The 18,287-nt window shown below is 47.9% G+C and carries 18 protein-coding genes, 1 pseudogene and 1 riboswitch; of the genes and pseudogenes, 6 read left to right on the plus strand and 13 right to left on the minus strand.

Going from position 1 to position 18,287, the window contains the following annotated elements:
* Positions 1-4 precede the first annotated feature (4 nt).
* On the plus strand, positions 5-946 hold the full coding sequence (locus GS601_RS13130) for an alpha/beta fold hydrolase (protein ID WP_162423743.1): 942 nt from the start codon (positions 5-7) through the stop codon (positions 944-946).
* On the opposite strand, the gene GS601_RS13135 is transcribed toward GS601_RS13130, so the two are convergent.
* The 4 genes from GS601_RS13135 to GS601_RS13150 form a co-directional block, all read right to left on the minus strand.
* The gene (locus GS601_RS13135) at positions 937-4,524 is read right to left on the minus strand and encodes a non-ribosomal peptide synthetase (RefSeq protein ID WP_162423744.1); all 3,588 of its coding nucleotides are present in this window, start codon (positions 4,522-4,524) and stop codon (positions 937-939) included. The genes GS601_RS13130 and GS601_RS13135 overlap by 10 nt on opposite strands.
* A 189-nt stretch (positions 4,525-4,713) precedes the next feature.
* Positions 4,714-5,823, minus strand: a complete 1,110-nt coding sequence (gene tyrA / locus GS601_RS13140; RefSeq protein ID WP_162423745.1) for a bifunctional chorismate mutase/prephenate dehydrogenase — start codon at positions 5,821-5,823, stop codon at positions 4,714-4,716.
* 15 nt (positions 5,824-5,838) lie between these two features.
* Positions 5,839-6,444: a class I SAM-dependent methyltransferase gene (locus GS601_RS13145; RefSeq protein WP_338017032.1), complete on the minus strand. Its 606-nt coding sequence runs from the start codon at positions 6,442-6,444 to the stop codon at positions 5,839-5,841.
* Between the two features lie 406 nt (positions 6,445-6,850).
* A complete protein-coding gene (locus GS601_RS13150) occupies positions 6,851-7,531 on the minus strand; it encodes a VOC family protein (protein WP_162423747.1) in 681 nt (226 codons plus the stop codon).
* Positions 7,532-8,492: 961 nt separating this feature from the next.
* On the opposite strand from GS601_RS13150, the pseudogene GS601_RS23945 reads away from it, so the two are divergent.
* From GS601_RS23945 to GS601_RS13165, 3 genes and pseudogenes are all read left to right on the plus strand, one after another.
* Positions 8,493-8,645: pseudogene (locus GS601_RS23945) on the plus strand (transposase); the annotation flags it as partial.
* Positions 8,646-8,709: 64 nt separating this feature from the next.
* The gene (locus tag GS601_RS13160; protein WP_162423748.1) at positions 8,710-9,267 is read left to right on the plus strand and encodes a hypothetical protein; all 558 of its coding nucleotides are present in this window, start codon (positions 8,710-8,712) and stop codon (positions 9,265-9,267) included.
* A gap of 81 nt (positions 9,268-9,348) precedes the next feature.
* On the plus strand, positions 9,349-10,107 hold the full coding sequence (locus tag GS601_RS13165; RefSeq protein ID WP_238393250.1) for an ABC transporter ATP-binding protein: 759 nt from the start codon (positions 9,349-9,351) through the stop codon (positions 10,105-10,107).
* Here GS601_RS13165 and GS601_RS13170 read toward each other — a convergent pair.
* A complete protein-coding gene (locus GS601_RS13170) occupies positions 10,104-10,856 on the minus strand; it encodes a response regulator (protein WP_162423749.1) in 753 nt (250 codons plus the stop codon). The two genes, GS601_RS13165 and GS601_RS13170, sit on opposite strands and share 4 nt — an antisense overlap.
* A gap of 251 nt (positions 10,857-11,107) precedes the next feature.
* Between GS601_RS13170 and GS601_RS13175 the strand changes: the two genes are divergently transcribed.
* Entirely contained in the window at positions 11,108-11,356 is a 249-nt protein-coding gene (locus tag GS601_RS13175) for a DUF6761 family protein (protein WP_162423750.1), read from the plus strand.
* A 143-nt stretch (positions 11,357-11,499) separates the two neighbouring features.
* On the opposite strand, the gene grxD is transcribed toward GS601_RS13175, so the two are convergent.
* From grxD to GS601_RS13190, 3 genes are read right to left on the minus strand one after another with little or no spacing between them, the layout of a single operon-like run.
* Positions 11,500-11,820, minus strand: a complete 321-nt coding sequence (gene grxD, locus GS601_RS13180) for a Grx4 family monothiol glutaredoxin (protein ID WP_162423751.1) — start codon at positions 11,818-11,820, stop codon at positions 11,500-11,502.
* 35 nt (positions 11,821-11,855) lie between these two features.
* Entirely contained in the window at positions 11,856-12,125 is a 270-nt protein-coding gene (locus GS601_RS13185; RefSeq protein WP_338017033.1) for a BolA family protein, read from the minus strand.
* 53 nt (positions 12,126-12,178) lie between these two features.
* A complete protein-coding gene (locus tag GS601_RS13190; protein WP_162423752.1) occupies positions 12,179-13,786 on the minus strand; it encodes a caspase family protein in 1,608 nt (535 codons plus the stop codon).
* A 159-nt stretch (positions 13,787-13,945) separates the two neighbouring features.
* On the opposite strand from GS601_RS13190, the gene GS601_RS13195 reads away from it, so the two are divergent.
* Positions 13,946-14,326 carry a hypothetical protein gene (locus GS601_RS13195; RefSeq protein ID WP_162423753.1) on the plus strand — a complete coding sequence of 127 codons (381 nt, stop codon included), beginning with the start codon at positions 13,946-13,948 and terminating at the stop codon, positions 14,324-14,326.
* Positions 14,327-14,440: 114 nt separating this feature from the next.
* On the opposite strand, the gene GS601_RS13200 is transcribed toward GS601_RS13195, so the two are convergent.
* The 5 genes from GS601_RS13200 to GS601_RS13220 form a co-directional block, all read right to left on the minus strand.
* Positions 14,441-14,719: a hypothetical protein gene (locus GS601_RS13200; RefSeq protein ID WP_162423754.1), complete on the minus strand. Its 279-nt coding sequence runs from the start codon at positions 14,717-14,719 to the stop codon at positions 14,441-14,443.
* Between the two features lie 120 nt (positions 14,720-14,839).
* Complete coding sequence (locus GS601_RS13205; RefSeq protein ID WP_338017034.1) at positions 14,840-15,556, minus strand: ABC transporter ATP-binding protein; 717 nt, start codon at positions 15,554-15,556, stop codon at positions 14,840-14,842.
* 153 nt (positions 15,557-15,709) lie between these two features.
* A complete protein-coding gene (locus GS601_RS13210; RefSeq protein ID WP_338017035.1) occupies positions 15,710-16,597 on the minus strand; it encodes an ABC transporter permease in 888 nt (295 codons plus the stop codon).
* Positions 16,572-17,540 carry an ABC transporter substrate-binding protein gene (locus GS601_RS13215; RefSeq protein WP_238393251.1) on the minus strand — a complete coding sequence of 323 codons (969 nt, stop codon included), beginning with the start codon at positions 17,538-17,540 and terminating at the stop codon, positions 16,572-16,574. The genes GS601_RS13210 and GS601_RS13215 overlap by 26 nt, the downstream gene beginning before the upstream one ends.
* Before the next feature lie 105 nt (positions 17,541-17,645).
* Positions 17,646-17,894, minus strand: coding sequence for a hypothetical protein (locus tag GS601_RS13220; RefSeq protein WP_162423757.1), 249 nt, complete (start codon positions 17,892-17,894; stop codon positions 17,646-17,648).
* 25 nt (positions 17,895-17,919) lie between these two features.
* Positions 17,920-18,050: riboswitch (guanidine-I (ykkC/yxkD leader) on the minus strand.
* Positions 18,051-18,287 lie beyond the last annotated feature (237 nt).

Consider the following 18,287-nt stretch of genomic DNA (forward strand, 5'->3'; position numbering starts at 1 on the left):
AACTGTGACAGACGCTCTACACTGGCAGCAGCGGATTGGAAGTCAGCGCGATTGGGTTTGGCGGGGGTGGCAAACGCGATATAGCTACATGAGGTCTCAGTCTCAAAACCCGTCTCCGCCGCTGATGTTATTGCACGGTTTTGGCGCATCCATTGGGCATTGGCGACACAATATGTCTGTGTTGAGTCAGCATCATGCTGTTTATGCCCTAGATTTGCTAGGGTTTGGCGCTTCGGAAAAAGCGATCGCACCCTACAATGTGACGCTTTGGATCGAGCAAGTTCACGATTTTTGGCAAACCTTTATTCGCACGCCGGTGATTTTGATTGGAAATTCGATCGGGTCTCTGGTCTGTCTTGCTGCCGCCGCCGCTTATCCCGATATGGTGAAAGGCGTCGTCATGCTCAATTTGCCCGATTCTTCGGTGCTAGATACGCCAAGATGGGCGCAATCAGCCCTGAAGGTGCTCAGCCCGATCGGATCAATCACCAAAAGCATTTTCACGGTTCCCCTGATTTTTAATCCCTTTTTCAACCTGCTTCGGAGTCCGGCGGTGGTGCGAGTTTGGGCAAAACAAGCCTACGCAACGCCTACAGGAATTACGGATGAATTGATTGAAATCCTGTCGATGCCAGCTTACGATCGCAATGCCGCTAGAGCGCTCCGAGCCATGGTGCGATCGCCAAAAGCCACGTCTTACACGGCTCGCACCATCTTGCCGAAACTAGAGGTGCCAATGCTGCTGTTTTGGGGACAACAAGATAGGTTTGTGCCACCAAACCTCGCGACCTATTGCGTTAATCTCAATCCTAAGCTGGAATTAGTTGAGGTGAGCGATGCAGGGCACTGTCCCCACGATGAGCGCCCAGAGGAAGTCAACCACAAAATTTTGACTTGGATTGCGGCGTGGTCAGCTTGTGGGAGTACGAGCGCGACTTATGATTGAGGGAGCAACGCGACAGGTGGTTCTTCAGTCGCGATCGCGGTATCAAAATAAGCCTGAATTTTTTCAGCGATTACCTGGACATTAGGTTCTTGAAGCATACTAGAATGTCCACCAGGGATATCATACACTTGGACTTTTTCACTTACCCGCTTGCCCCACCCAAACAGCGGATCACTATAGAGTTCAACATAAGGGGTGTCATCGACCAGAGTACCATCAAAAACATTGCTTTTCTGAGTAGCTCGAAACAGCAATATTTCTCCTACAAACATTCCCTGAAACACATAATCTTGTTCCGCCCAAAGCAAGACTTTCCGAACTGGAATTCCCTGTAGCCCTCTGGGTACAGGAAGCCCTTTTTCCAAGCAGTTTCTCAGTAGCTTGAGTTGAATGCGATCGCGAATGATTTCAAGTCGCCTCTGGGATTCATAAACAGCCAAATTTGTTGTCTTCTTTCTAATCTGATTCAGCATGTAAAGCAGTTGTTCGTGGGGTTTAAGATGATCATTGCCACTTAATCCGGTTGAAAGCCGCTTTAGGCGTTGGTTGGCAATATATCCAGTTCGTTTAGCGGCTCCAGCATCAGCCGCTTCAATAATGACAACCATCTCAACCGATTCCCCTTGTTCTTGAAGCCGCAAAGCCATCTCAAACGCCAATATTCCTCCAGCACACATCCCGCCTAAAAAGTACGGTCCTTGGGGTTGCACCTGGCGAATTTGCTCAATGTAGTAATCGACTATGCTTGAAATCCGAGTATGGAGGATGGGACAGCTATCAGAGCTAAAAGGCTGAATGCCGTAGACTGGCACTTCCGGGTCTAAAGCATAGGCCAAAGAACGGTAGAGCAGCGTTTCGCCATCTCCGTCGTGGATGAAGAAAACAGGTGGTTTTGTCTGTCCTGCTTTAAGCAGTGTCAGTGAATTTTGCAAGTGGGTCTGATTAGATTGCAGAACTGTTGCAAGCTGTTCAATCGTAGGAGCAGATAACAATGTGCTGAGCGGTAACCGTTTACCAAATTTCTCTTCAATCTGAGCAAAGATCTGCACTGCCAGCAGCGAGTCTCCTCCGAGTTCAAAGAAATCGTTCTGAATACCAATCAGTTGAATCCCCAGGACGGCTTGCCAAATCTGGGTCAGTTGCTGCTCCCCTTCATTTCGAGGAGAAACGATCGTTTTGAGACCGACCCAGTGGTCAGACGTGGGCATCGGCAAGGCTCGACGATCGACTTTCTGATTGGGGTTGAGGGGCAGCGCCTCTAGTGCTACAAACGCGGCAGGAACCATGTAATCTGGCAATTTGGTTTGCAGAAAGCGGTGGATCTCCTCGATCGAAGGATTCAGTACTTGATCCAACACCACGTAAGCAACTAATCTATTTTCGCTGCTGCCAAAGTCACGAGCCATAACGACTCCCTCACGAACGCCGGGAACCTGCCGTAAGGTCGTCTCAATATCACCCAACTCGATCCGAATTCCACGCAGCTTGATCTGAAAATCTGCACGTCCTAGAAACTCCAGATTGCCGTCGGTTCCAAATCGCCCCAAATCGCCCGTTCGGTAGAATCGTTGTCCATCAATTGTGACAAACTTTTCCTGGGTTAAGTCTTCCCGGTTGAGGTAGCCTTTTGTTACCCCGGCACCGCCTACATAAATCTCACCCAGGAGACCGATCGGCACTAAGTTTTGTTGTGAATCATACAAGCGAACAGCAACATTATTAAAGGGTTTGCCAATTCGGCTCTTTGTAACAATTTGAGTTTTCGGAACCGGGTAGGTCGTGCATAGAGAGCTAACTTCACTACAGCCGTAAAGAACCGCAACGTTGGCGTTTGGAAAGATACCCTTCATCTCTTCTAGTAAATCAGGAGAAACGGTATCTCCTCCTGTGAACACATGTTTAACACCCTGAAATTTTTGGATATTTAGTTCATTATCTTTGATGTACCCCAACAGTTTTTGCATCAAGCTGGGAACAGTGTGAATCATTGTTAGCTGTTCCAAGGTTTGAACCATTTGAGCAAAATCTAAAACATGCTCTCGATCAAGAATAGTGAGAATTCCACCCGCCGCGAGTGGAGACAATAGCTCAAATATGGAGATGCTAAAGGTGTAGCGAGCGATCGAGGGCATAACATCATGATGGTCAAAGCCAAGCCGCTCTTGAGTTGCAAGAATATAATTCACCAAATTTCTGTGACTTGCCATCACCCCCTTTGGCTTGCCAGTGGTGCCGGAGGTATAAATAATGTAGGCAGTTTGGTCAAGGGAAATCTCGTTTGCAGGATTGTGGGTTGGAAATGCATTGATAATTTTCCAATCTTGGTCAAGACAAAGGGTATGGTCTGCGATCGCAGGTAATCCCGGTTGCAGTTGCGCTTGTGTGAGTAAAACTTTCGCCTGTGTATCTTCTAGAATCGATGTCAGGCGGTCTTTAGGGTGAGCCGGGTCGAGAGGAACATAGACGCCGCCTGCCTTAAGAATGCCTAACAGGCTGACAGCAATCTCTAGAGATGGTTGAACACAAACCGCAACTCGAACCTCTGCTCCAACTCCTACGCTGGTTAAGTAATGAGCAAGCTGGTTAACGCGCTGGTTTAGCTCTCCATACGTAAATTGTTTTCCCTTACAGGTCAGCGCAATCTGATCTGGATTCTGTGCTGCATACGTCTCAATCTGCTGATAAATAGGAAGCTCTGGATAGCTGACCGTTTCACTATTCCATTCCACCAGCAGTTGATGTTGTTCTGTTTGTGTTAATAAAGGCAACTGTGCAATTGAACTATTCAAATCTTGGCTAATTGCTGATAGCAATACCTGGAAATGACTTGATAAGCGCTGAATTGTATCTGCCTCAAAAAGATTAGAATTGTATGTAAAAATTCCAGTGATCTCCTGTTCTCGCTGAAAAATCACAAGATTTAATTCTACATTGTTAATGCATCTGTGGTTTTTTTGCTGAACCTCTAAGATCAAGTGTTTTTCATTTTCAATGCCAGAGCTATCTGTGATAAATGTAGCAATGATCGGCGACCTTAATTGCTGATTCTGTTGACCGGTTGGCTGATTTTGCGAATCTGGCAAATTTTCCGGGGCGATCGCTTCTAGAGTTGCAGAAAGGTGATGGACTAAGTTTCGGATATCGATCTCATCGTGTATCAGACTGCTGATCTCTGTTGCATACATCTGGTCGCTGTCGTAGTCGAGAATGAGCAATCCCAAACCAATCGCTTCCTGGTGAGTATAACGATTTAGTAAAGCTTTGAATGCAGTTAGCAGCAGCGATCGGACATTTGTGCTTTCGTGTTGAGCTTGTGCATTAAGAGATTCAATTAAATCACTAGATAAAGAAAATTTGTGGTAGCCAGGCTGGTAGAGTGTTGAAGGGGTTTTAGGGAAATCGCTGGGTAATTGCAAACTGGCAGGCTCATCAACAGTTGATTTCTGTCCGACCTCATCTAATATCTGATCAGAACTTGAACCATGATCGCTTGTTTTGCCCTGAGGTGACGATTCTACAGCCGCAGAAATTGTTGTTGCAGAAATTGTTGTAGGACGGGTAACTAAGTTTTCAACCATTGCTTGAGTACCGGGATAAGAATATATAAACTGACTGTGTGGACTTTGGGCACACACAACAAACACAAATCATGATTTAATCGCAATTCAGCATGGGAAACGCTTCGTAGCGATGTTACGGTAGAGCCACCCAACAAATCCTGATGATCCTTTACGGTGTCTTCAATAGAAGAAATAAACCTGCGATCGCTAGCTAAATGCTAAAGCTGATGATAAATCCACCGTTTCAACTTCATTCGCGGCTAAAAAATTGCTCAAGGTGTTGATGATGTAATTGCTTTCCTTGAGCGCCCGATTTGAGTCGTCTCGAAATGTTTCACGGGCAACTTCAAATTCAGCCATCAAGGCAGTCCGGTTTTCCTGAGCCAAGAGATTTGCTAAGCGATCGCTTGTTTTCGTCAACCGCGTAATCGCTTCACACCGATCTGGTGATGCCAGCATAATATCGATGTATAGTGATGCATCCTGAGCAAATAGGCGGTTAATCAGATTGATCTCTGTGCGATAAATCGGGCTAGCAAAATCGAGGCTCCGATCAATAGAAATTCCTTCCTCTGCCAAGAAAACACCTAGACTAAAGGTTGCAAAATGGCGGATTGCCTGCACTGCTACCATCATGCGATCGTGCTCTTCGGCAGTACAAGTGATTAGCTTGCCGCCTTCAGCTTCTATCAAGTTTAAAAACCACTGACAAGCATTAGGTTTACGCCCTGGGCAGACCACTACGTTCTGGCTTAAAAAGGAGTTGACCCCAGGACCAAACATAGGATGAAGCCCTACAACAGGACCCGGATGGCTGTCCAGCATTGCCTGAACAGTAGAAACTTTGGTACTGGCAATATCTGCCAGTATGGCAGTTGGAGAAAGGTATGGAGCCACTTTCTGAATCACTGCCAGAGTCCCCTTAAATGGAACGCAGATTAGTACTAAATCAGCATCGCCTAGTAACCTGTCAGCTTGATCCCAGCCATCATATTCCAGAATGCTAACGTGATGACCTGCTGCAACCAGACGATCGGTAAAAAAGCGCCCCATTATACCGCGTCCCCCAACCACAGTGATATTACGGGGTACACCCTCGTACGATAATGGCGGTGTACTGGCTAGAGCAGCCATAGAGCTAATAACAATGCTGCTCCAGACACATTCCGAGACACCCACCTGCATCAGCAGAGATTTGTAATGTGAGATCTGTTCCTGCATTAAAGGAACCCCTAGGGCTGCCAAGATAGAGATTCGTTCGCTTAGCAGTGTAATTAAACCTTGATCGATCTGTTGGAGTTGATCGGGTATAGCCATAACCACTTATGTTCCTCAAGTCTTTTTCATTGCAAGGGTCAGTCCGTCGGCAATTGGGAGCAGGCTAATCACAACCCGCGAGTCATGGTGAATTTTCTGGTTTAACGAACGGATTGCAGTTGTCTCTGCTTCCTGGTTGGCAGGGTCTGCAACACGCCCCGCCCAGAGAACATTGTCGATCGCAATCAACCCACCGGGGCGCACGAGTTGAAGTAACCGTTCGTAATAATTATCATAGTTCTGCTTGTCAGCATCAATGAAGGCAAAGTCGAAGGTGTTTGCACTCCCTTCAGCTAAGAGGCGATCAAGCGTGCTAAGCGCCGGAGCAAGATGGAGATCAATTTTATGAGCAACACCAGCCTTTTGCCAGTAGCGCCGCGCAATTGCAGTATCTTCTTCGCTAATATCACAAGCAATAATTTTGCCGTCCGGTGGAAGAGCAAGGGCAACTGCTAACGTACTGTAGCCAGTAAAGACACCAACCTCTAATGTTTTCTTGGCTCCAATCAACTGAATCAGTAGTGCTATGAATTGTCCTTCTTCTGGGGGAGTTTGCATGATCCCAAAAGGATGCTGTTCTGTTTCTTGTCGGAGTTGAGCCAAACTCTCATGCTCTCTCAATGAGGTAGATTGAAGATAGACGGAGAGGTGATCACTTAATCCCAGAGATTTACCTGAACTCTGTGTTCCTCCAAGTAGAGATTCTCGGAGCTTACGGGCTACTTGCTCAAGTCCAAGATTGCGAAGGATCTGCTTGACAAGCTCACGAAAACTGAATTGCTGACCCTGATTGAGAGATTTACTTTCCATTTGAGTATCTGAGTAGTAGTGAGTTTAGCTGATGTGTAGACTGCCATCAACGGATAGCGGTCTACACTTGGACAGATGTAAAGCCCTTGTTATAAACCCGGTTCTGCAAGAGCTTTAATAACCAACTTATGTTTCACTTCATCAAAATTGTTGTGCATGACTTGCCTAGATGAAGGTTTCTACTTTTGTAGCCGCATACCTTACGCCAACCAGGAGATTATTTTTTTATACCGTTGACCTCTTGCTCCTCATACAATCTGTCCTCTGTGGCATAACTCCCAGAGAGGGGTGGTGCAACTTCAGGAGGTTGCCAGCTAGAAGGTTTTGCAGAAAAGTTGGTAAATGTTGTCGTGCTTCCTTTGGCTGTCGCTTCTTCGATTTGCCGATAGAATCCCTTACCCGCTTGTTGAGAGAAGGTCACTTCGAGTTCCTCCTTGATACTTCTAGGGCGCTGTACATATTCTGCAAATTGGGTTTCTGAAGGGCTGAGATCAGAATAACCTTTGCAGAACAGTTGTTTGAGAATTCCGAATCCATCCTTCTTCGAGATTGGCTCCCCTAACACATCAAAGTTATGCTGCTGCAATCGCTCCATGAAGCTGTCTAGATTTGACGTGTCATAAGCAACGTGCTGAACACTGTGATCGCCATGCCGCTCGACAAAGAGGCTTACTTGAGATTTGTCACTTCGATCAATTCCCTCAACTAACGCAATGCCAAATGCACCATAATCAATGCACCAGAGCTTCATGCTACTTTTTGGATTATCAGGATCAACATCATCAATTTGCGTCACTAGTGTTCCACCTTCAACTTCAATGTGGAACCACGCCCACTTTTCGATCATGCCTTCGGCGCAAGCATAGGTGATGTGATCAACTCTAACTAACCAGCTCATCGTGTCTTCCTCACTAACTATTGAACTTCAGAACCTGCAAAGCAAATTGAGAAGGCTTAGAATACAAAAGAGTTGCAGAATTGTGTCAACTGGCGATAGTCCGGACAGATCTTTGAACTGAGCTACAACGTTTTCAGAGCTTACAGTTCCAGGATTAGCTAATTTTGAAAAAGCAGCTTTGTCTCTGAACTTTGATAATAAAATTCTGTCCACAGTTGAATCAGGCTTTGAGGCTCAAACTCTGCTCAAATTTTGCCCGAAGTATCAAATTGAGACAATTCTGCTTTAGAGCAACAAAGGAGCGTTATTTCTTCCTAACTAAACAAATGTCAGCAACTATTCACTTGAAGATTGCTGTCAAGCAGAGAGTAGTTCAATGCACTTTGTAGCTTGACTATTGGTAAGTAACGAGTAAATCTGTTGTTTACTACAGCTATTCACTACAATAGAAAAACTTGTGAAATGAGTCCCTGTCCCTCCCAGGAGTTTGTTACTTGATAGTTAACAGCAAATCACTCAGGCGTCTAACAATGAATAGGTTTATCAAGTAACAAGCCTACATCCTTGTCTAAACATCTGATAGCACTTCAAGAAGTGATGCAACCTCAGCCGTTCCCAGTTAAATCACCGAAAAGTTTGTGTAATCTTTAACATCCGACAGTAAAATTACTGTCTTCTGAAACTTATCCTACTAAGAAGATTCAAAATGCCCACGTAGTTCTATCAATCTTCATCAGATTTGCCATTTTATAAAGAAAATTTAAACTAGCCTTGAACTGAAATAGAGATCGAGTGCGAATGAATTGTGAATGCCAAATTGCTGACTAGAAATACGGTACGGTTTAGTACTTTAGGTTGTTTTTGCCCTGTTTAGAGTGATAGATGAGGGCTATTTAGTGATCAGATTCGGCGGATCTAAGGGTCGAACGTTGCGATCGCTCTAATTAAGAAAATCCAGTAAGACTATCCAGAGTTGGAGAAGCGATATTGGGGGAAGCAGTTTTGGGCAATTGGATATGAGGCAGGGAGTACAGGGAATCTAACGCAGGAATTGGTGCAGGCGTATCTAGAACATCACCGCAATCCATTTCTTGGTAAAATTGAGATCGTTTAGGTTTTCAGCCCTTGAAAAACCTATGCACTGAAAAAATGTGTAGTGGTTTAGTTACAAAGATTCTATGACCGCTGCTGATCCTTCAAAATCGACTCAAGTTTTTCGGATTTCGCCTTTGATCCGAGTCACGCTGCTCAGCCTTTATGTGGTGTTGACAACCCCGCTCCCGTTCTTGGCAAAAGCGACAGATGCGCCAGTTCCGGCAGGGTGGTTGTGGGTTGGACTTGCGATCGGGGCACTCATTCTCTTTGGCGTCTTAAGCGAACGGGTAATTGTTGATTCCAACGGCATTCAAGTCACTTACCCGGTCTGGGTTCCGCGATTTTTTCGTAAAGGTTGGCACCTCGCTTGGTCAGATGTGAAAGCGCTTAAGCCTCGCACGACCGGACAAGGCGGATTGGTGTACTACTTTCTGAGCCGATCAGGGGAAGGATATCTTCTGCCGATGCGGATGGTCGGGTTTTCTCGATTTGTGGAGCGTGTGCAGCAAGAAACGGGAATTGATACGCAAGATGTCAAACCGCTTTCTCAGCCGTGGATGTATCTAATCTTGCTGGGGTCCACGATGCTGCTGTTGCTGGTTGATGCGTGGACGATCTGGACGGCTACGACGTTGAATTAGGAAGAACGCACCAACTTTCTCAAAGTGGTGAAAGAGCAAGATACACTTCTAAACGACGGTTGCCGTTTGGGATAGAAACTATTGACCGCACAACTTCGAGCCGAACACGTCAGTTTTGCGGCAGGACGCATTGCCACTAAAAAGCTGCGTCCGCCAGCCGGATCGTATGTGCTGCGATCGCTCTCCTTTAACGTCTCCAAAGGCGAGCGGATCGCGATCGTCGGCGCATCAGGATCGGGCAAAACGTCTCTGCTGAAACTGCTCAATCGCCTCAGTGACCCAACCCAGGGATTGCTTTACTTTGAGGGAAAACCCTTCTCCCAAATTCCGGCGATTTCTCTCCGCCAGCAGATAATCCTCGTTTCACAAGAGCCGAAACTGCTGGGAATGACCGTCCAGCAAGCGATAGAATATCCACTTAAACTCAGAGGCTTGCCGCAACGAGAAGTTGAACAGCGCGTCAACGAAGGGATAGAGCGCTTGCAGATTCCTCGTGACTGGCTAGAGCGCACCGAGCTTCAGATGTCGGTTGGGGAGCGGCAATGGGTCGCGATCGCCCGTGCTTTTGTCTGTCAACCGGCTATCTTAGCGCTTGACGAACCCACCGCTTCCCTAGATGCCAGACGCCAAGATCAGCTTCTCAAGCTTCTTTCAGACCTGCCTCAAACCGTCTTGGTTGCCACTCATAATTTAGACTTTGCAGCCCAGTGTTGCCTGCGAGTGCTGCACTTGCATCGCGGTGAACTTATCCACAATGAAGCAAGCGATCGGGTAGATTGGCAAGAATTGAGAGATGCGATCGCTCATGTGGAAGCCGAAGAATCCGCCGAGTGGGATTAACGACCCGAAGAGGCAATCACCTTTCGCTGGGGATGATGCCCATTCTGGGAATAAGAGGGCGCATTCAGCAGTTCTAAATTTAGCCGGTAACCCACATTTCTAACGGTTTGAATCAGATTCGGCTGGCGGGGATCAATCTCGACCTTTTTTCGGAGAGACAGCACATGGGTATCAACCGTCCGGGGATTGTCGATCGCGTCAGGCCACGCCCGTTGCAGCAACTCCGATCGACTGAGCGCCGTTCCTCCCGCCTGAGCCAGCACATACAGCAAACTAAATTCCTGCGGCGTTAGCTCGATCAGTTGTCCTTTAAAGTGAACCCGGCGATGCACCAAATCGATTTTTAGATCGCCAAAATCTAAATGAGCCGGAGGGGCTGCCGCTCGCCGTCGCCGCATCAAGGCATCTACCCTCGCCAAAAATTCTTGCATGCCAAACGGCTTGGTCAGATAGTCATCTGCCCCTGCTCGCAAGCCTTCTACAATGTCAGGCTCCGACGTGCGAGCCGACAGCATCAGGATCATCGCGAGTTGTTGCTGCTGTAGCCAACGACAAAACTCTACTCCATCTCCATCGGGTAATTCAGAATCGAGAATTACCAGATTCGGCTGCCGCATCAGAAAGATCTCGCGACCTTGGTGCAAATCAGCCGACTGATGGACATGATATCCTGCCTGCTGTAAATGCCATCCAAGAAGCGATCGCAGATGCGGGTTTCCTTCTACGATTTGAATATTTGAGGCTCCCACGGGGGCTGATTTCCGTTAGTTTGCTGCCTCCCACATTAGCAAAGCCTATCACTGTTGGTTTGTAACGCCTGTTACCCTGACCTAGCCTTAATCCTACATAAAACAGAAAGTATTCCTCAAGGTTCTGCCGTTGGGACTACATAACATTTCTTGAGCCAGCAAACCTTAATGTTAAGATAATGGGATTAGAGATGTAAGTTCTTTCTATAAAACATTGCTGATAGGACATCGTTGTCGTTCATACGGGACTTATGCTTCAAGACGCGCCCACCATTCGATATTACCAACGGCTCACTGACGCTCTGATTGAGCACTGGAATCGGGGATATCGCTATGATGATCTCCGCATGTACATAGAAGGGTATATTGCCTCCCTTCGCCACTCCAGCGTTTTAGAGCCGTTCCAAATTCATCGGCTAGAAGAAGAAATCACGCGCTTCCTTTACGATCGCTCAAACTTCGAGATGACGATGCCAGAACCAGACCGAGACTATCGTTAAGAAATAGGTTAGGGCGCTTTGCTGAGCGCCCTTTCGCGTTTCTGAGGGGCAGTTTTGCTGGTTCCGATCGGCGTTTACGAGAATTGCGCCACGGTGGGCAGGCTTTTCCCCCGTGTCTTAAAGTTTTGTGTCATCAAGACGTTTTACGACGCCAACGCGACCTCTACCACTTCTTGGAGTTCACCTTTCTGGTATAGCTCGATTAGGATGTCAGAGCCGCCTAAAAACTCACCATTTACATAAACTTGGGGAATGGTGGGCCAACTGGAATAGTCTTTGATCCCTTGGCGAATCTCAGGATCTTCAAGCACATCCACTGTTTCGTAGGGAACGCCTAGGGCATTGAGAATCTGAACGACGTTGTTCGAGAATCCGCACATGGGCATCAGCTTGCTGCCCTTCATGAATACGAGGATTTTGTTCTGTTTGACTAGCGTGTCAATGCGATCGTGAGTGTCTGTCATGGCGTTATTTAGAAATAAACTTCAGTAAAAGTGGACTAGGGCTTTGCTGCCCATTCTTCAGGAGTAAACGTGTTGAGGGCTAGGGCATGAATTGCTTCTGATGCGATCGCCTGTTTGACGGCACCATAAACAAGCTGATGCTGTTGCACGCGGCGCTTGCCCTCAAACGACGAAGAGACAACTGTAACCTCAAAATGCTCTCCATCGTTGCTGATCACCGCTACTTGGGAATTGGGCAACCCAGCCTTGATCATTGCTTCAACCTGATCCGGGCTAATCATTCCTGCTCCTCTTACTGATTGCAAAGTCCTCTCTTAGTCTAACTGGTTAGCAAAACGATCTGAACTTGGAGGTTGGGCTAACGGGCGCTCTTCCATTGGGTGATCGATTTTTGGGCTTCGGCATAAAGCTGCGGGCGTTCGCTAGGAACTAACTGAGCCGCCGCGATCGCTTGCTTATAGTTTTTCTGCTGAGCGCGGTTTTTGGCAATGTCTAGAATGTTGCGGCTCCAGCGATCAATATCTTGCTGCGCCTGGTTATAGAGCGGATCGGTCGGTGGAATTTTAAGCGCGATCGCGATCGCTTTATTGGCATCAGAAGCGTTGACCGGCTTGATGACTGATCGAGCATTCTCTAACAGTTGCTGGCTCGAAGGTGCTCCGGCTTTTGTGGGTGCAACGCCCGGTGAAGGAGCAGGCTTTGGCGTATTAGACGAGGTGCGATTACCCGATGCGATCGGAGGTTGGGCAGTAGGCTGAGCGGTAGGTTGGGCAGTGGATTGAGCGGTGGGTTGGGCAGCATCTGAGACATTGACTTGAGCCGCAGGTGGGGCGGCGGTTTGTTGCCCAAACAAACTATCGCGCTGTCGCCACAGCACGCCCAACAGCAAGACCAGCAGCACAGCACTCCCTCCAAACAAGATTTTTTCCCAAAGGGTCTCATTCGGGGCATTTCTGATCGCCGCATCTACAGGCTTTGGGTCGGGCGGAGCCACTGACGGGGATGGCACATACACCGGGTTGGCTGGGGCATCAAGCGCATCGGGTCTTGGTGCAGCAGGTTTTGTTTCAGCATCAGGCATGGCTAAATAGGGCGGAGCGACTGCTAGCGGCGGAGGGGTTGGCAAAGGCGCAGGTTCGGCATCAATGACAGACGTGTCGAAAAAGTCTTCCTCAATGCTAAACGGGTTGGGGATAGCCGGTTTCCAGGGTTCTGTCTCTGCCCAGTTGACAGGAGTAATCACCTGATAAACCTGTTCTGGGTTTGAGATAATGAGAATCGGATGCTGCAAGGGGCGGTTGTGGTGATCGCACAGTTCGGGAAGACGAGCGGTGAGAAAGTCTTCTAACCCAGATAGGGTTGAGCATTGATGCGATCGCAGTCCTTCTACAAGTGCCGTGGTAAACAATCCTTGATTGAGCGACATCACCTCATGGGAAAATTCTTCTGGGCGGCACGACAGCATCGTGGGAATGCCAAATTCTTTTGCCAGGGCAATTGTTTCGGTGCCAAGATTTTCGCCCGCTAAAGTTCCTTGGCTGCGGTTCATATCCAACAGCAGCAGCAGGCGATCGGTCGGCAAGGTGCTCAATTGCTCGAACAGCGATCGCAAAGTGACTCCTGTAGAAGCAATATTGGTGGGATCGCCTTCAATGCCTAATAAATAATCTTGTCCGTTAAGACAAACGCCATAGCCGCTAAAAAATACCCATACCCAATCTTCGGAATGCGCCAATTCTTGTTGAAAAAAGCGAATCCAGTGCTGCAAATTATCTCGACTTGGATAGGTCGATCGCCCCACCACCTCTGGGGAGGTATCGGTCATGAGAATGCAGTGATCGGGTAAAAAGCCTGCTTCACTCACCAAAGTTTCGCAGAGAGTTTGTGCATCTTGTTGGGCAAAACTCAGCGCTTGAAGCGATCGATAGTGATTAATTCCGACTGTAATTGCCCAATGATTTGCCATCGCCGCCACCTCAAACGTTTATTTGTCATCCACGCTTCAAAAATAGCGTGCGACAAACAACATCATAGAAAAAAACTGCTTTTCTGAAACATCAAACTATGATGAATCAGACGATTTGCTGTCCATTCTGAGTTGGATTGTTTTGTTACCTGTAAATTTATGCCGACCCACTCAAAATTTGCGCTTGGTTTCACGCTGGCTTTAGGTCTATCCGGGCTACTGTGGGGAATCGATGCGGCGGTTGCCCCGACGCCGACCCAAGCTTACGTCTTGCGAGTTGATCTTGCCCTCGATCGCTTGCCCAACGAAAGCTTTGATTCGCTGGCACGGCGGGCAGAACTGGCGGCGCGGGCTGCCGTACAGCGAAGTTTCGATAAAGACATTCTAGCGAGCAACGCCTCCGTAATTGTGACGGGTCGCGTGGGCGGCTCAGAAGCCCCTATTTTGTCAATTGCTGTGAGTCGTGATCAGTGGCGCGCTCAGCCCGATCCGCGTCGCTGGGCAACTTACTACAGAATGGCTAGGCTGTTACTCGATTAGCGCCGCTGCGATCGCTGGGAAACCGATGAGTGCGATCGCAGGGACTTCTCTGAATCGTCTAGACTGAGCGATCGCAGTAGCTCCGCAAGCTTCAAAGCCTCTCACTGCCTGCGTTCAATGGTTACGAGGCTGCCGATGTTGAGTCCATAGGCTGAGAAGTCCCGATACTAGAGCCACCCCTACCAGGGGAACCACATTAAATCGGATGGCAGAGCTTTCAGCGGTGTTTTGCCAACTCAGAACCCACAGAACTCCCTCACCAACTTTAAAAGACGGCACGTTGAACAGCAGAAAAAGCGCAGGCAGTCCGAAAAAAATAAGCACTAGCGTTAGAAAGGTCAGCAGGCTAGTGCCTAGGAAGGTTTTCACTTGAGATCGTTGCTGTCGCTTCATAGCCTTTAGCGATCGCAGTGGGTTCAAATCATCGCCTTAGCTTAATAAGTTTTCTGCTTGTAAACGACCTCCAAAAGTAGCAACGATCTAATCCAGTAGGGTAGGAAGCGTGCCAATTCGCTACGCAGCGATCATTGCCTCTTGCCCATGTCCTCGCATCAGTTCCATCAATTCGTCTCGGTAATCGTGGAACGTTGAATTGCGCTTGATCTGCTGCGATCGCTCCGGTAACTCGATCCTCATTTCTCGGCGCACCGTGCCCGGTCGAGCACCCAATGCATAAATTCGATTGGATAGAAAAACCGCTTCCTCAACATCGTGAGTAATCATAAACACGGTGAGACCAGTGCGTTCCCACAGTTCCAGCATAAATTGATGCATGGATTCTTTCGTGTGAACGTCTAACGCGCCAAAGGGTTCATCCATGAGCAACACTTTCGGTTCTGACGCTAAAGCCCGTGCGATCGCAACCCGTTGTTTCATGCCGCCCGATAGCTCATTGGGCAACGACTTTGCAAACCTAGAAAGACCCACCACATCTAAATAGGTGCTAGCTTTTTCCCGCCGTTCTTTTTTTGACAAACCTTGCAACTTTAGCCCAAACTCAGCATTTTCCTGCACACTCATCCACGGAAACAGTGTGTAGTGCTGAAATACCATGCCGCGATCGGGTCCTGGCCCATTCACGGTTTGGTTGTCGATTTTTACTTCTCCGCTCGTCGGCTGATCTAGCCCCGCAATCTGTCGCAGCAGCGTAGACTTGCCCGATCCAGAGGCACCCACCGCACAAATAAATTCGCCGCGCTGAATGCCCATATTAATATCTTTCAAAACCACAAGATTTCCACTCTTGGTATTGAAATGTTTATGCAAGTTGTTGATTGTTAGAAACATGAGTTAGACCTTAAGGTAGAAGAATGCGAAATAAAAACCGTAGACTAGAAGCGCGCAATCCTAAGCTGTAATTCAACTCGTTTGTAAACAGAATTATTAACGCTTTTGAGATGCCCAACTACAAGAAAGTCTCAGCAAATATTGAAATGATAAATCGAATGCTAAGCCAATCACTCCGATTACAATTAAGCCAACAAAAATCTCATCAGTTCTGAGAAAGCGACCTGCAACGCTAATTCGCCGCCCCAACCCCTCGGTTGCCGCAATTAGCTCAGACACAATCACCAACTGCCACGCCGCCGCCAAATTAATCCGGCTGGCATCAATGATCCCAGGGAGCACATGGGGAAAAATCACCTGGAGCAAGGTTTGGAGCCGATTTCCGCCCAGGGTATAAGTTGCCTCAATCAAATCTTTTGGCACAAATTTAACTGTATCCATCACCATCAGCGAGTTAAAGAAGAAAACTCCAATGAAAATCAGAGTCACCTTCGGTTCTTCGCCAATGCCGAGATAAAGAATCAACAATGGAATAAAAGCAGGCGCAGGCATATAGCGGATCAACCCAAACAATGGCTCTAGCAAGGCACGAATGCTAGAAAAACTGCCCATCAACACCCCAACCGGAATTGAGCAAAACACAGCCACCGCAAAGCCAACCCCAACTCGCCACAGACTCGCTACGGTGTCTTGCAGCAGTTCGCCTGTGCTCCATAATCTGCCAAATGCAGTGAGCACATTGCCAGGAGAGGGGAGAAACGTGGGATCGATCGTGCCAAACGTGGTGATCAGCCACCACAGCAGCAGTGGAACTGCGATCGAGGCAACCATCAACCCCGTTTGCAACGGTTTCGGGATATCTTCGGCAAGCCGCCAGAAAACGGTTGAGTTGAGAGATTTACGCGACGGGTCGATGGGGTTGGTGCTTTGGCGCATGGGAAAGAGGGAAGAAACGGCGTCAGGCTTTCTTGGCTTTGGCGGCATAGGCTTTGACAAAGCGATCGTCAAATAGTTTGGTGAGGTCAGGCTTCTGTTTTACCAAACCGACTTCTTGTAGAAAATTTGCCATTTCAGTCGCGGCGTAGGATAGCGAACTCATGGTATTTCCTGGCTGAAACGCTTGCAGGTTTTCTTCGAGCGTAAAGATCTTGGTGCCCTGGGCATAGCCTTTGTATTCCTCAACGCTGACCCCTGCCCGCTTTGCCATGATTTCACTGGCTTGCTCAGCATTTTTCTGAATATAATCCAACGTGGCAAACCAAGAATCGACCATAGCTTGAACGCGATCGGGATGCTCGTTTAAAAACTTGCGAGACACTACGAGATGATCGGGAATGGCTCCCGGAAATTCTTTCGAGCTAAATAATTCTTTACTGCCAGGGCGTTTCAGCGCTTGTGTTGTGAATGGCGCAAACACGGCGACCGCATCGACCTGTCCACCTACAAAGGCAGCGGCCGCTTTGCCAGTTTCTAACGGCACAAATTGAATATCGCTGGGTGACAAGCCTTCCCGTTCTAGACCCAGCAGCAGCATGAAATGATCGACCGCGCCTTCTTCGGCGGCAATTTTTTTGCCTTTTAGATCTGCGATCGTATTAATACCTTCCCGAACGATCACCTGATCGTTGCCTGTAGAGTTGTCGTTTACCAGCACAACCACCTGATCGGCTCCGCCTGCGATCGCACTTACCGTATCATTCAACGTCTGGCTATTTGCCTCAATTTGCTGAGCAGTTAGGGTGTTGATCGATTCTAAATAGCCATCAAACCATTTCAAATCAACTGGGACATTGTTGGCAGAAAAAATATTTTGCTCTTCAGCAACTTTCCAGGGAAACCAACCAGGCCACGCACTATACCCTAACCGAGTCCCTGCTGCCGCGCCACCCGTCCCTGTGCTAGCAGTGTCGTTGCTAGTTTTGATCATAGAGGCAGGGTTAGCGCAACTGATCGTCAGCGTTAGGCTAGCCAAAAAAAGAGCAACACCAGCAATGAATGATTGTCGTTTCATAACTTGCTTTTACCAAAAACTTCACAATAGACGGTGCGCTGTTGCTAAAGGCGTGAGATCAAAGGTCTTTCGTCGATGTACCAGAGAAAGCGCAACTGAAACTGTTACACCCGATACAGACGATCCCCAACGCCGCCCGACAGTAGATGCCCGTTCTGCCCAGTGCCATGAGCCATCTAAAATCGTGCTAATCATTTCTTCAATAAACCCGTCTCCAGACTCACCAACAGCGTCTAACAACAAAAGCCGGAAGCCACAACAGCCCCCCATGACCTAAGGGTCAGTAGGTGAATGCTTCTCCCGGGCTTTTATCCCGCCGTGTAGCAGTAAGTCAGTTTGGTTGAAAAACTTTCTAACTCGCTTGCCTCTCTCGGACCAGTCGCTTAAGCGTTGCTAACTCAAACCGGAACCCTAGAGGCTGACTCGATATTTATTGTTTTATGCACCATACGACTGAACAGGAACAAAAAATGTATTGAAATTATCCGTTTTTCTATTTTTCTCAAACTATCCCTTAAACCTACAACGTTGCTCAACCGGCACATAGAGTTTAAGCCAGACGTGCGCTACTGTGTGATCAGCTTTGCTAAGCTTCCCTACAGCGAGCGTCCCGACATTTCATCGGTTTGTGAGTGGTTTACCGTCTGATTTTGTGTCACTATT

The sequence above is a fragment of the Myxacorys almedinensis A genome (genome assembly GCF_010091945.1).
Classification (GTDB): Bacteria; Cyanobacteriota; Cyanobacteriia; order Leptolyngbyales; family Leptolyngbyaceae; genus Myxacorys; species Myxacorys almedinensis.